General features: G+C 40.9%; 14 protein-coding genes and 1 pseudogene. All 15 read left to right on the plus strand.

Translation table 11 applies throughout. The features are described from left to right. Positions 1-123 (plus strand): annotated as a pseudogene (locus tag ADH51_RS09855) (IS200/IS605 family transposase); the annotation flags it as partial. A gap of 251 nt (positions 124-374) precedes the next feature. Beyond that, the gene (locus ADH51_RS05600) at positions 375-851 is read left to right on the plus strand and encodes a ferrous iron transport protein A (RefSeq protein WP_037599232.1); all 477 of its coding nucleotides are present in this window, start codon (positions 375-377) and stop codon (positions 849-851) included. Beyond that, a complete protein-coding gene (feoB, locus tag ADH51_RS05605) occupies positions 848-2,986 on the plus strand; it encodes a ferrous iron transport protein B (protein ID WP_048675091.1) in 2,139 nt (712 codons plus the stop codon). The genes ADH51_RS05600 and feoB overlap by 4 nt, the downstream gene beginning before the upstream one ends. Before the next feature lie 17 nt (positions 2,987-3,003). After that, positions 3,004-3,144: a FeoB-associated Cys-rich membrane protein gene (locus ADH51_RS09860; protein ID WP_002890392.1), complete on the plus strand. Its 141-nt coding sequence runs from the start codon at positions 3,004-3,006 to the stop codon at positions 3,142-3,144. Positions 3,145-3,298: 154 nt separating this feature from the next. Continuing rightward, complete coding sequence (locus tag ADH51_RS05615; protein WP_002886229.1) at positions 3,299-4,075, plus strand: alpha/beta fold hydrolase; 777 nt, start codon at positions 3,299-3,301, stop codon at positions 4,073-4,075. Positions 4,076-4,230: 155 nt separating this feature from the next. Further along, entirely contained in the window at positions 4,231-5,085 is an 855-nt protein-coding gene (locus ADH51_RS05620; protein ID WP_037599235.1) for a bifunctional methylenetetrahydrofolate dehydrogenase/methenyltetrahydrofolate cyclohydrolase, read from the plus strand. A gap of 3 nt (positions 5,086-5,088) precedes the next feature. After that, positions 5,089-5,925, plus strand: a complete 837-nt coding sequence (locus ADH51_RS05625; protein WP_048675094.1) for an NAD(P)H-hydrate dehydratase — start codon at positions 5,089-5,091, stop codon at positions 5,923-5,925. Between the two features lie 122 nt (positions 5,926-6,047). After that, positions 6,048-8,162, plus strand: coding sequence for a penicillin-binding protein PBP2B (gene pbp2b, locus ADH51_RS05630; RefSeq protein WP_048675097.1), 2,115 nt, complete (start codon positions 6,048-6,050; stop codon positions 8,160-8,162). A gap of 140 nt (positions 8,163-8,302) precedes the next feature. Continuing rightward, positions 8,303-8,899 (plus strand): recombination mediator RecR, encoded by a 597-nt coding sequence (gene recR / locus ADH51_RS05635; RefSeq protein WP_048675100.1) that lies wholly within the window; start codon positions 8,303-8,305, stop codon positions 8,897-8,899. 101 nt (positions 8,900-9,000) lie between these two features. Next, a complete protein-coding gene (gene licT, locus ADH51_RS05640; protein WP_048675103.1) occupies positions 9,001-9,840 on the plus strand; it encodes a BglG family transcription antiterminator LicT in 840 nt (279 codons plus the stop codon). 217 nt (positions 9,841-10,057) lie between these two features. After that, positions 10,058-10,555 carry an rRNA maturation RNase YbeY gene (ybeY, locus tag ADH51_RS05645; RefSeq protein WP_037599238.1) on the plus strand — a complete coding sequence of 166 codons (498 nt, stop codon included), beginning with the start codon at positions 10,058-10,060 and terminating at the stop codon, positions 10,553-10,555. Further along, positions 10,536-10,940 carry a diacylglycerol kinase family protein gene (locus ADH51_RS05650; RefSeq protein WP_002890438.1) on the plus strand — a complete coding sequence of 135 codons (405 nt, stop codon included), beginning with the start codon at positions 10,536-10,538 and terminating at the stop codon, positions 10,938-10,940. Before ybeY ends, ADH51_RS05650 begins: the two co-directional genes overlap by 20 nt. 22 nt (positions 10,941-10,962) lie before the next feature. Next, a complete protein-coding gene (gene era, locus ADH51_RS05655) occupies positions 10,963-11,862 on the plus strand; it encodes a GTPase Era (protein ID WP_013990908.1) in 900 nt (299 codons plus the stop codon). A gap of 44 nt (positions 11,863-11,906) precedes the next feature. After that, complete coding sequence (mutM, locus tag ADH51_RS05660) at positions 11,907-12,728, plus strand: DNA-formamidopyrimidine glycosylase (protein ID WP_048675106.1); 822 nt, start codon at positions 11,907-11,909, stop codon at positions 12,726-12,728. Further along, positions 12,725-13,318 carry a dephospho-CoA kinase gene (gene coaE, locus ADH51_RS05665; RefSeq protein WP_037599241.1) on the plus strand — a complete coding sequence of 198 codons (594 nt, stop codon included), beginning with the start codon at positions 12,725-12,727 and terminating at the stop codon, positions 13,316-13,318. Before mutM ends, coaE begins: the two co-directional genes overlap by 4 nt. The last annotated feature ends 22 nt before the right edge of the window (positions 13,319-13,340 follow it).

Raw genomic sequence — 13,340 nt, forward strand, 5'->3', positions numbered from 1 at the left:
CGAAATCAGAAGCGAATTGAAGAATATATTCGTAATCAATTACAAGAAGACGTGATAGCAGATCAGCTCAGTCTTTTTGAGGAGTATGATCCGTTTACAGGTGAGAAGAATAAAAGAAAGTAATCTTAAAGAGACCCGCTAGACGGGTCAGCTAGCAAAGGTGGTGCTGAAGGGAAACCATTCGGTAGGCCTTTAGGCCTCGGCCGGAAGCAGAGGCTTTCAGCCGAAGAGCAAGCCACCCGTTCTCACGGGTGGTTTTGACTTTTGTGTTCTGCTTTTCTAGAATCATTCTTGTTTAGGATAATATTGCGGAAAAGATGGATAAATATGCTATAATGATGCCATATCAAAAATAATAAAGTAGGTCAAGAAATATGCTCATATATGATGCGGCCTTAAAAACGCCTTACCGGATTCTTGGCATTAACCTCCCTAAGGATAGTCTTTTACACTTATCTAACCTAGGGTTGGCTGCCGGTGAAACGATTGAGGTGGTAACTAAGACCAAGAACAGTGCTATTATTATCGTTAAAGGGAGTCGCTTAGCCTTTGATGCGTCGATTCTGGATAAGATTGATTTGGCACCTGCGGAGGAAGATCAGGAAAAGATACCTCTTTCAGAATTACCAGTTGGACGTTCGGCTATCGTAACTGATATTTTTTCAGCCAATGAAACCAAACGACGTCTTATGGATATGGGAATTACAAAGCGTACTCGAGTGTTGTTGCGTAAGGTAGCCCCTTTGGGAGATCCTCTTGAAATTAGCTTGAGAGGGTATGAATTAACCCTACGCAAGTCGGAAGCGCAAATGATTAGTGTGGTCATGCTGGATGAGGGAGAGGAAAAATGACAGAAATTGCATTAATAGGTAATCCTAATAGTGGTAAAACCAGTTTATTCAACCTGATAACAGGGAACAATCAGCGTGTTGGTAACTGGCCGGGTGTTACTGTCGAACGAAAAAGTGGTCTGGTCAAAAAGAATAAGGATTTAGAAATCCAGGATTTACCAGGGATTTACTCAATGTCACCCTATAGTCCTGAAGAAAAGGTGGCGCGCGACTATTTGTTGAGCCAAAGGGCCGACAGCATTTTAAATGTAGTCGATGCGACAAATTTGGAGCGTAACCTTTATCTGACAACGCAGTTGATTGAGACAGGTATTCCAGTCACTTTAGCGCTTAACATGAGTGATGTTTTAGAGGCTCAGGGAAAACAGATTAATGTTGATAAATTATCTTATCATCTAGGCGTCCCAGTAGTAGCTACTAGTGCTCTCAAGCAAACTGGTGTTGATCAGGTTGTGAAGAAGGCAGCTCATACGACAACCTCTACAGTTGATGATATTGCCTTTCCAATTTATGACGATAAATTAGAAGCTGCTATTTCACAAATTTTGGAAGTTTTGGGAAATTCGGTACCGCAAAGGTCTGCGCGTTTTTATGCCATTAAACTCTTTGAACACGATGCTTTAGTTGAGACTGAGCTAGACTTGTCCCCATTCCAACGAAAAGAAATCAAAGATATCATTCGTATCACTGAGGAAGTTTTCACCGAAGATGCGGAGTCAATTGTCATTAATGAGCGTTATGCCTTTATCGAACGAGTTTGTCAGATGGCTCAAAGTCATACAGAAGATTTTGCTCTGACTTTGTCGGACAAAATTGATAGGATTGTCACCAACCGTATTTTGGCCTTGCCAATTTTCGCAGCAGTTATGTATTTGGTTTATTTCTTATCTATCCAAACTGTTGGAACCATGTGGACAGACTGGGCTAACGATGTGCTTTTTGGTAAGTATGTTCCAGATTTGGTAACTTCTGGTCTTGACTATCTTCAAGTTCAGGACTGGCTTAAGTCTTTGATTGTTGATGGGATTGTCGCTGGGATTGGGACAGTACTAGGATTCCTTCCTCAAATTTTTGTGCTCTTTATCTGTTTGGGCGTGCTTGAGGACATTGGATATATGAGTCGTATTGCCTTTGTTATGGACCGTATTTTCCGTCGTTTTGGACTTTCTGGGAAATCCTTCATTCCTATGTTGATTTCTACAGGTTGTGGGGTGCCAGCGGTTATGTCTAGTCGAACCATTGAAAATGAAAGGGACCGTCGCATTACCATTATGACGGCAACCTTCATGCCTTGTTCGGCCAAGTTGGAAATTATTGCCTTGATTGCTGGAGCTTTCTTCCCTAGTAATTCTTTAGTAGCACCAAGTACCTATTTTATTGGGATGGCTGCTATTATCCTATCGGGTATTGCCCTCAAAAAGACGAGTTTTTTAGGTGGTTTAACCAGTCCGTTTATTATGGAATTGCCTGCCTATCACTGGCCTAAAGCCATGTCAGTCTTGCGTTATGCTTTTGGTAAGGCTATGAGTTTTGTCAAACGTGCGGGAACCATCATTTTCAGTTTGACCGTTCTTATCTGGTTTATGTCTAACTACAACTTTACCCTACATACTGTAGATACGGAAGTTAGCATTTTGGCGACTTTAGGTAAGGGCTTGTCTTGGATTTTTGACCCACTCGGATTTGGAAATTGGAAGGCAACAGTTGCGGCTCTTACAGGTTTAGCTGCCAAGGAGACCGTTGTTGCCACCTTTGGTATTCTCTATCATAATAGCAGTGAGGTGGGTCTGGCTGAGGCTCTACGAGGAGATTATTCTTCCTTAGCTGCCTTTTCCTTCTTGATTTTTAACTTGCTTTGTGCACCATGTTTTGCGGCTATTGGAGCTATTAAGCGTGAAATGGCCAATCTGAAATGGACGGTTGGGGCTATCGGTTTCCAAACAGGTCTAGCTTATTGTGTGAGTTTAATCCTTTACCAGTTTGGTCAAGTCATCCTGTACGGTAAGTCAATGACAATTTGGACTTTTGTTGCTTTCTTACTTTTAGTAACGATGATTTACTTTGTTGTTCGTAAACCACGTCAGATTAAGGATCAAATCATTAGCTTGGATAATCTTCAAGAAGCTCATATTTAGGTTTAGGAGGAATTGTTATGTCTACCTTTATCATTGCTTTCATTATTTTTGCTTTGGCTGGTCTTGGCATCCGTCACTATATCAAAGGCAAAGGCTCTTGTGGCGATTGCGAGTGTTCTTGTCCGGTTAAGGAAGAAATGCATAAGGCTAATCGCTAATAAAATAATATATAGAAAAATGGTCTCTTATTCATTTAAGAGACCATTTTCTTACGATTGTAAGAAATGTATAAAGGTATCTAGGTTGGAAGTGTGATACTATAAGATAGATAAATAATCTAAATTTTTAACAAAAAAGGGAGATGTATAAGGAATGGTTTTGAACAAAGAGATTGTCCTAATTCATGGGACCTGGTGTGATGGCAATGTTTGGGGAGAATTTGCGACAGGTCTACGTCAAATGGGATATAAGGTTCATACACCTAGCTTTCGTTACCATGACCTACCTTATCAAGAGTGTCTAGCTAAGGTTGGGACTGTTACCCTGCAGGACTATCGAGATGATTTAGTGGCCTTGATTGAAAGTCTTGACCAACCACCACTTATCTTGGGACACTCTTTAGGGTGTTTAGTGGCTCAGATGGTTGCCGAAAAAACAGAAGTAGCTGGTATGATTCTCATGGGACCAGCACCAACAGCAGATATTTTTGCCTTTTATCCAACCATGTTAGCTTGTTTTGGCAAACACTTTTTACGTTGGGGATTTTGGAAAAAAGCCATGCCTCCGTATAAAAAGGAGTTTTTCAAGTATTGCATGAATGAACAAGAGGAATCTTTGAAAGAGGAAGTTTTTGCTGATTTGGTTCCTGAATCAGGAAAAGTTTATACTCAAATGGCCCTCCATTGGTTTGATAAGACAAAAGCAGCTTACGTAGACTTTAGTCGGATTTCATGTCCTGTTCTCGTCATTTCTGGGACTAAGGATAAGATGACTCATCCTAATATTGCCAGAAGAACGGCTAAGAACTACCGTGATTCCGTTCTTGTCTCCTTAACGGGTGCAGATCATATGTATGAAAGTGGCAAATTCCAGCAGAAGACCTTGAAGGTTATTAAGGGTTGGAGTCAGCAAAATGGTTTTGTGGACTAGTCACGAAGCTTAATCAGAAAAAAGTTGGAAGGTGACTCCAGCTTCTTTTTTAAGTTTTTCATTTGAAATGTCTTTTTGAAAATTTAGAAAATTTAGTCACAAAGAGCTCTCACTATGGTATAATTGAAAAAAAAAGTATGTATTGGAGAACACCCATGGCGATAATAATGGATGGTAAGGCCCTAGCTGCTAAAATGCAGGATCAATTGCAAGAAAAGGTAGCACGTCTTAAAGAAAATGAATGGATTGTGCCTGGACTCGTGGTAATCATGGTTGGTGACAACCCAGCTAGTCAGGTTTATGTGCGCAACAAGGAACGTGCTGCTAAAAAGGCTGGCTTCCATAGCCAGACAGTCAACCTTTCTGAGAGTATCAGCGAGGAAGAATTGATTGAGGTTATTGAACAATATAATCAGGACCCACTTTTCCATGGTATTTTGGTTCAATTGCCATTACCAAATCATATTAATGAAATGCGTATTCTTTTGGCTATTGATCCTAAAAAAGATGTCGATGGTTTCCATCCTATGAATACTGGTAATCTTTGGAATGGTCGCCGTCAAATGGTGCCTTGTACACCAGCTGGGATTATGGAAATCCTTCGTGAGTACAATGTTGAATTAGAAGGTAAGACAGCAGTTATTATTGGACGTAGTAACATTGTTGGTAAACCTATGGCTCAGCTTCTTTTGGAAAAAAATGCTACAGTTACCTTGACCCACTCACGAACACCGCATTTGGCTAAGGTTTGTAGCAAGGCAGATGTCTTGATTGTAGCTATTGGACGTGCAAAATTTGTAACAGAAGACTATGTCAAAGAGGGTGCCGTTGTCATTGATGTGGGAATCAACCGTGATGAAGAAGGCAAACTTTGTGGTGACGTTGATTTTGATCAAGTGAAAGATAAGGTTGGCATGATCACGCCTGTTCCAGGTGGTGTAGGCCCTATGACCATTACCATGCTTATGGAACAGACCTATCAAGCTGCTCTTCGTAGTGCGAAAGGATAGTTTATGAAAGTTGATGACGATTTAGCTAGGCAAGTGATAAAACCTCGCTTGAGAGAGTCCCATAAGGGTTCTTACGGTCGAGTGCTTTTAGTTGGTGGGCTTTACCCTTATGGTGGTGCCATCATTATGGCTGCCGTAGCTTGTGTCAATAGTGGGGCAGGCCTGGTCACAGTAGCTACGGATCGTGACAATATCACAGCCCTTCATTCCCATCTCCCTGAAGCCATGGCTTTTGACCTTAGGGAGACTGAAAGATTTCTTGATAATCTTAGGGCAGCTGATGTGGTATTAATCGGTTCTGGTCTTGGTGAGGATGGTGCAGCTAGCCAGGCTATGGACTTGGTGCTAGCAAATATTAGGACAGATCAGAACTTGGTTGTTGATGGTTCAGCTCTCAATCTTTTGGCTAAGAAGACTAAGAAGGACTTACCAGATTGTCATCTTACTCTCACCCCGCATCAAAAAGAATGGGAACGCTTGTCTGGTTTAAGGATTCCAGAGCAGGCAGTTTCTAACACTCAGAAAGCCCTGAGAGAGTTCCAAGCTGGGACAATCCTAGTTGCCAAGAGTCACAAGACCGCTGTCTATCAAGGTGAAAAAGTAGCTCATTTAGAAGTTGGTGGACCCTATCAAGCCACAGGAGGCATGGGAGATACCCTGGCTGGTATGATTACTGGTTTTCTGGCCCAATTCGCTTCAATTGACTCCTATAAAGTAGTTACAGTTGCTGTCTGGCTTCACTCAGCTATCGCAGATGATCTGGCTAAAAATGCCTATGTGGTTTTACCGACTCATATCAGTAAAGCTATTCCTAGTTGGATGAAAAAGTTGTCATTATAATCTAAAAAAACATGTCTTATATTGAGGCAAGTTTTTTTAGATTTCGACATTTTTTTAAGTTTGCTAAAGCTTATTTGTGATAAAATAAAAGAGAATTTTTATGAGAACATAGAGGAAAAAAAGTGACATCATTTTCGAAAAAACTCAGTCAAAAATGGGAAAAACGGCGCCAAAAACGGAAAGAAAAACGAGCGAATAAACCTAGAAAGCCAGTAAACATCTCCCGTCGTGTTTACTTGCTTTTTGGTGTAGTCTTTGTCCTTTTTTTGTTGCTTTTTGCACGTTTGACCTATATGCAGGTTTATAACAAATCGTTTTATACTAAGAAATTAGAGGATAACTCCAAATATACGGTTAGAATTGCAAGCGAACGTGGGCAAATCTTTGATGCTAAGGGGGTCGCTCTTACGACCAACCAGAGTAAGGACGTTATCACCTTTACACGTAGCAATTTGGTGTCATCAGATACTATGAAGAAGGTCGCTGAAAAGTTAGCGACCATGGTAACACTAACGGAGACGAAGGTAACAGCACGCCAGAAACGCGATTTCTATCTAGCAGATTCTGCCACCTACAAACGTGTGGTTAATGATCTTCCAAAGGACAAGAAAACAGATAAGTTTGGTAATAAATTAGCTGAAGCTACTATTTACAACAATGCTGTTGATGCCGTTCCTGATGAAGCAGTGGATTACACTGAGGATGAGCTTAAGATTGTCTACATTTACTCACAGATGAATGCTGTTTCTAATTTCTCAACAGTCACCTTGAAAACAGGAGACTTGACGCCTGAACAAATTGCGATTGTAGCAGCTAAACAGAAGGAACTTAATGGTATTACGGTTGCTAAGGATTGGGAGCGTCATACGGTTGATTCAGCCTTGTCTCCTCTCATCGGGAAAGTCTCAAGTTCAGAAGCAGGTTTGCCACAAGAAGATGCCAAGGAATACCTCAAAAAAGGGTATGCCCTTAATGACCGTGTAGGAACCTCTTATCTAGAAAAAGAATACGAGGAGAAGCTACAAGGGAAACATACTGTTCGTGAGATTACAGTGGACAAGGAAGGCGAAGTTGATAGTGATAAAATCACTCAAAAGGGAAGTAAGGGTAACAATCTGCAGTTGACCATCGACCTTGATTTCCAAAAAGGAGTTGAAGATATCCTAGGTCAACAGCTTTCTTCAGAGATTTCAGAGAACAAAGCTACCTATTCTGAAGGAATGTATGCAGTTGTTATGAATGCTGACACTGGTGCTGTACTTGCCATGGCGGGGCAAAAACATGAACAAGGAGCACAAGATTTTAAAGCAAATGCCTTAGGAACAATCACTGATGTCTTTATTCCAGGATCTGTTGTTAAGGGAGCAACCCTAACTGCTGGTTGGCGTTCAGGTGCCATCTATGGAAATCAGGTCTTGACTGACCAACCAATCAACATTGCTGGTTCAGCCTCGATTACGTCTTGGTTTACAGATCAAGGTAGCCGTCCTATTACCGCGACACAGGCTCTAGAATATTCATCAAATACCTATATGGTGCAGATTGCAATCAAACTACTTGGCCAACAATATGTTCCAGGCATGGCCTTGTCGACTGACAATATGGATAAGGCCATGACGACACTTCGTGATACCTACGCTGATTTTGGTATGGGGGTATCTACAGGGCTTGATTTGCCTGGAGAATCAGAAGGGTATATTTCTAAGAATTACAATGTAGCCAACGTCTTGACAGAAGCTTTTGGTCAGTACGACTCTTATACAACTATTCAATTGGCTCAATATGTTGCTTCAATTGCAAATGGTGGTAAACGTGTAGCACCTCATATTGTGGGAGGTATCTATGATGCTGGTACTAATGGTAGCTTAGGAACTCTAGCTTCAACGGTAGATACACGTGTATTAAATACCTTACCTCTTGATTCTGAGCAGATGGGGATTATCCAACAAGGCTTTAATGATGTCGTTAATTCCGGTTCTAGCCTTGCGACTGGTAAAGCTATGGCAAGTTCTATCATTCCAATTAGTGGTAAAACAGGGACAGCCGAAACCTATACGACAGACAGTTCAGGTAACACAGTAAAAACATATAATCTTAATGCCGTAGCCTATGCGACCGCCAAAGATGGTACTAAGTTGGCTGTTGGAATCATGTACCCACATGTTCTTGATTGGAAGAGTAAAAGCCCCCAAGTTGCAGTCAAAGCTATCATGGAACTTTATCAAAATACTCACTAAATATGAAAATCTCTTGTGCCTTGCACGAGGGATTTTTCTGTGATATAGTGTTTGAGTATTTGTTCTTGGGTAAAGACATATCCATGACAGTGACAAAAGATAAGAGATGAATAAAATCATATAAAGAACAGGAGACCTTCATGCTTTATCCTACTCCAATTGCGAAGCTGATTGATAGTTTTTCAAAACTCCCTGGAATTGGGGCTAAAACAGCGACACGCCTAGCTTTTTATACCATTAGCATGTCTGATGAAGATGTCAATGATTTCGCAAAAAACCTCTTGGCAGCCAAACGTGAATTGACTTATTGTTCGGTCTGTGGTCGTTTGACAGATGATGATCCCTGTAACATTTGTACAGATGAAACGAGAGACCGTACTAAGATTTTGGTTGTTGAAGACTCCAAAGATGTTTCGGCTATGGAAAAGATTCAGGAATACCGTGGTCTCTACCATGTGCTTCAAGGACTTATTTCCCCTATGAATGGTGTTGGACCAGATGATATTAACTTGAAAAGTTTGATTACTCGTCTTATGGATAGCGAGGTTGACGAAGTTATCATTGCTACTAATGCAACAGCAGATGGTGAGGCAACATCTATGTATATTTCACGTGTCCTCAAACCTGCGGGAATCAAGGTGACTCGTTTAGCGCGTGGTTTGTCTGTTGGTTCTGACATCGAGTATGCTGATGAAGTGACCTTGCTAAGAGCTATCGAAAATCGAACAGAACTTTAGGAAAAGTGTTGGTAAGTCCAGCGCTTTTTGTTTACAGTATGTAGGTTTCTCATTAAAAATTTGGTAAAATAAAGTAAACGCTTTAATGACGAGGGATCATGATGCAGATTGAAAAGATTTTAAACAACAATGTTGTTCAGGCTTTGGATAATAATGTGGAATACATTGTCATGGGCAAGGGACTGGGCTTTCAAAAGAAGGTCGGAGACTTTGTTGATAAGGAAAAGATTGAAAAGACTTTTGTTTTGGAAAATACAGAGGCAGTAGATGAATGGTCTCGTGTTTATGTCAATTTGCCTGAAGGTGAAATGCAGGTCTTTTTGAATATCCTTACTTTTGCTGAAGCGGTCTTACAAACCAAGTTTGATCCCTCTTTTTTCATTGCCCTAGCTGACCACCTACATTACGCCATTGAAAGAAGTGGAGAAGGTATTTCTCTGCAGAATCCCTTGGCTTGGGAGGTTCGAAAATTTTACCCTCGGGAGTATGAGATTGGAAAACAAGCTCTTCGTTTGATTGCCAAGGATTTAGAAGTTAAATTGGCAGATGATGAGGCTGCCTCTGTCGCTTTACATTTTGTCAATGCACAAAAGGATGCGGGTCTCCATGAAAAAGACCGACAGATGACTCAAATTGTGGTTGGAATTAGTGACATTGTCCGTCTTCATTTTGGTTGTGATTTGGAGGAGGATAGTTTCTCTTATAACCGATTTATTACACATCTTCGCTATCTAGCGCAACGGATTGTGAGTGGGGTTAGTGGTGGTAAAAATGATGCTTTTCTTTACGAGCAGGTTAGGGTAAATTATCCAGAATCCTTTATCTGTACCCAAAAGATTGCTAACTATATTAAGACAGGTTATACTTTTGAATTGAGTTTGGACGAACAGGTCTATTTAACCATTCATATTCAACGTCTTAAGGATAGTTTGGATAAGTAAATTGATTCACGGAGAGGCCATACAAAAAGCAGACAATTAGGCTTAAGTCTGCTTTTTCTGTGTCCTTATGGTATAATGAGGTGATTAATATTAAACTAAAAATACTCAAAGTTAGGATTCTATGTATTTGAGTATTTCTATAAAAAGCTAATGAGTTAGTGAAAGGAAGCGAGCGGTTCTGTGCTTGAAGTGAGCATAGCCGTTCCTAAAGAATCTTATGTATATTGAAATGATTGACGAGACTGGACAAGTCTCTGAGAAATTAAAAGAACAAACTTTGGAGTTGCTAGATTTTGCAGCAGAAAAACTTGGCAAGGAAGACAAGGAAATGGCTGTTACATTTGTAACCAACGAACGCAGCCACGAACTAAACTTGGAATATCGTGATACAGACCGTCCAACGGATGTCATTAGTTTGGAGTATAAGCCTGAATTAGATATTAGCTTTGATGAGGAAGAGTTGGCTGAAAATCCTGAATTAGCTGAAATGATGGGAGAGTTTGATAGTTATATCGGTGAACTCTTTATTTCCGTTGATAAGGCTCATGAACAAGCTGAGGATTATGGACATAGTTTTGAACGTGAGATGGGTTTCTTGGCTGTTCACGGTTTTCTCCATATCAATGGCTATGACCATTACACCCCAGAAGAAGAAGCGGAAATGTTTGGATTACAGGAAGAAATTTTGACTGCTTATGGACTTACGCGACAATAATCCACAAAAAAAGTGGAAAAATAGAGAATTTACAGCTAGTTTTGAGTTTGCTCTGACAGGAATAATAACGGCTTTTAAAGAAGAACGCAATATGCGCAAGCACTTGGTTTCAGCTATCTTGGTGGTATTGGCTGGCTTAATCTTTCGTGTGTCTGCGACAGAATGGCTCTTTCTTTTGATGGCAGTTTTTCTCGTAATAGCCCTAGAGATTGTTAATTCTGCCATTGAAAATGTTGTCGATTTAGCTAGTAATTATCACTTTTCGATGCTAGCCAAAAACGCCAAGGATATGGCCGCTGGTGCTGTTTTAGTGGTTTCTTGTTATGCAGTCATTACGGGGATGATTGTTTTCATACCCAAAATTTGGCACTTAATTTTCAATTAAAACGAAATAGGAAAGAAGTTATATGACATTTAAATCAGGATTTGTGGCTATTCTCGGCCGTCCTAATGTAGGAAAATCAACGTTTTTGAACCATGTTATGGGGCAAAAGATTGCTATCATGAGTGATAAGGCTCAAACAACCCGCAATAAAATTATGGGAATTTACACAACCGATAAGGAACAGATTGTCTTTATCGATACCCCAGGGATTCACAAGCCTAAGACGGCTCTTGGGGATTTTATGGTGGAATCTGCTTATTCAACCCTTCGTGAGGTTGATACAGTCCTCTTTATGGTACCAGCGGATGAGCCCCGTGGTAAGGGTGATAATATGATTATCGAACGCCTCAAACAAGCTAAAGTTCCAGTTATCTTGGTAATCAATAAGATTGACAAGGTCCATCCAGATCAGCTCCTAGAGCAGATTGACGATTTCCGTACACAAATGGATTTCAAGGAGATTATTCCGATATCTGCCCTCCAAGGGAACAATGTTTCCCACCTTGTGGATGTCTTGAGTGATAACCTTGAGGAAGGGTTCCAATATTTCCCAGCGGACCAAATCACCGATCACCCTGAGCGTTTCTTGGTGTCAGAGATGATTCGTGAAAAAGTCCTTCAGTTGACACGTGAAGAAATTCCACACTCCGTTGCGGTTGTCATTGATGAGATGAAGCGTGATGAAGACACGGATAAGATTCATATTCGTGCGACAATCATGGTTGAGCGTGACAGCCAAAAAGGGATTGTTATTGGTAAACAAGGTTCCATGCTCAAGAAAATTGGTACCCTTGCTCGTAAAGATATTGAAGTCATGCTTGGGGACAAGGTCTTCCTTGAAACCTGGGTTAAGGTTAAGAAAAATTGGCGTGATAAAAAACTTGATTTGGCCGATTTTGGTTATAATGAAAAAGAATATTAAAAAGCTGGGCACTTGCTCGGCTTTCTTGCTAGAAGGAGGAGCAGATGCCTGAGTTACCTGAGGTAGAAACTGTTAGACGAGGTTTAGAAAGGTTAGTAGTAGGTCGGACTATTTTGTCGCTTGAGGTCAAGGTTCCAAAAATGATTAAGACCTCCCACGATAGTTTTTTGACTGATTTACCTGGTCAAACCATTCAAGCCCTGCGACGAAGAGGTAAGTACTTGATTTTTGACTTTGGCCAGTTGATTATGATTTCCCACTTGCGTATGGAGGGAAAATACCTGCTGTTTACAGATCAAGTTCCTACCAACAAGCATTTTCATTTATTTTTTAAGTTAGATGATGGCTCCACCCTCGTCTATCAAGATGTCCGTAAGTTTGGGACCTTTGATTTATTGGCTAAAAGTCAAGAGGAGGCTTATTTTACAAGGAAAAAGCTTGGTCCTGAGCCTACTAAGAAGGCCTTTAAATACGCTCTATTTGAGAGAGCCTTGATGAATTCTGCAAAGCCCATTAAAAGTCTCCTCTTGGAGCAAAAATTGGTGGCTGGTCTAGGAAATATCTATGTTGATGAGGTGCTTTGGGCGGCCAAGGTTCATCCTGAAACGCCAGCAAAGGAACTCAGCAAGGCAGCCATGAAGCGGGTCCATGATCAAACGATTGCCATTTTACAGCTTGGCATTGAAAAAGGCGGCTCAACCATAAGGACCTATCGTAATGCCCTTGGTGAGGACGGAACCATGCAGAACTATTTGCAGGTTTACGGAAAAACGGGACAGCCTTGTCCACGCTGCGCAAGCACAATTGAGAAAATCAAGTTAGGAGGGAGAGGGACACATTTGTGTCCTCATTGTCAGAAACGATGATTATTGGGTTAACAGGTGGTATTGCTTCAGGAAAATCAACGGTTGTTGAAATGATTAAAGAGGCAGGTTACAAGGTCATTGATGCTGATCAGCTTGTCCACGATATGCAGGCCAAAGGAGGCCGTTTGTATAGTGCCTTGCTTGATTGGTTGGGAGAGGAGATTCTCCTTCCTAATGGAGAATTGAATCGTCCTAAACTAGGGCATCTGATTTTTTCGAATGAGGAGATGAGACATCGGTCTGCTGAGATTCAAGGGACAATTATTCGAGAGGAACTAGCAACTCAAAGGGATTGTTTGGCCAAGAAAGAAGATGTTTTTTTTATGGATATTCCCTTACTTATTGAGAATGGGTATCAGGACTGGTTTGACCAGATTTGGTTGGTGGCAGTGTTACCTGAGGTCCAGCGCCAACGCTTGATGAAACGTAATCACTTAAGTTCAAAGGAAGCTAGTATGCGTATCGCTAGCCAGATGTCTTTAGAAGAGAAAAAGCCTTATGCCAGCTTGGTTCTTGATAATAATGCTAGTCTCGATGATTTGAAGGAGAAAGTGAAGAGCGCAATAAATGATTTACCTAGCTCCTCATAGCTAGTCATTGTGATATAATGGA

The organism is Streptococcus sp. 449_SSPC, from assembly GCF_001073005.1.
Taxonomy (GTDB): Bacteria; Bacillota; Bacilli; order Lactobacillales; family Streptococcaceae; genus Streptococcus; species Streptococcus salivarius_F.

What these genes read in the sequence shown, in the direction of transcription:
- mutM (WP_048675106.1), top strand. Translation starts at nt 11,907, where the DNA reads ATGCCTGAGTTACCTGAGGTAGAAACTGTTAGACGAGGTTTAGAAAGG.
- ybeY (WP_037599238.1), top strand. Translation starts at nt 10,058, where the DNA reads ATGTATATTGAAATGATTGACGAGACTGGACAAGTCTCTGAGAAATTA.
- ADH51_RS05650 (WP_002890438.1), top strand. Translation starts at nt 10,536, where the DNA reads ATGGACTTACGCGACAATAATCCACAAAAAAAGTGGAAAAATAGAGAA.
- feoB (WP_048675091.1), top strand. Translation starts at nt 848, where the DNA reads ATGACAGAAATTGCATTAATAGGTAATCCTAATAGTGGTAAAACCAGT.
- ADH51_RS05625 (WP_048675094.1), top strand. Translation starts at nt 5,089, where the DNA reads ATGAAAGTTGATGACGATTTAGCTAGGCAAGTGATAAAACCTCGCTTG.
- coaE (WP_037599241.1), top strand. Translation starts at nt 12,725, where the DNA reads ATGATTATTGGGTTAACAGGTGGTATTGCTTCAGGAAAATCAACGGTT.
- ADH51_RS09860 (WP_002890392.1), top strand. Translation starts at nt 3,004, where the DNA reads ATGTCTACCTTTATCATTGCTTTCATTATTTTTGCTTTGGCTGGTCTT.
- recR (WP_048675100.1), top strand. Translation starts at nt 8,303, where the DNA reads ATGCTTTATCCTACTCCAATTGCGAAGCTGATTGATAGTTTTTCAAAA.
- ADH51_RS05600 (WP_037599232.1), top strand. Translation starts at nt 375, where the DNA reads ATGCTCATATATGATGCGGCCTTAAAAACGCCTTACCGGATTCTTGGC.
- ADH51_RS05620 (WP_037599235.1), top strand. Translation starts at nt 4,231, where the DNA reads ATGGCGATAATAATGGATGGTAAGGCCCTAGCTGCTAAAATGCAGGAT.
- licT (WP_048675103.1), top strand. Translation starts at nt 9,001, where the DNA reads ATGCAGATTGAAAAGATTTTAAACAACAATGTTGTTCAGGCTTTGGAT.
- era (WP_013990908.1), top strand. Translation starts at nt 10,963, where the DNA reads ATGACATTTAAATCAGGATTTGTGGCTATTCTCGGCCGTCCTAATGTA.
- ADH51_RS05615 (WP_002886229.1), top strand. Translation starts at nt 3,299, where the DNA reads ATGGTTTTGAACAAAGAGATTGTCCTAATTCATGGGACCTGGTGTGAT.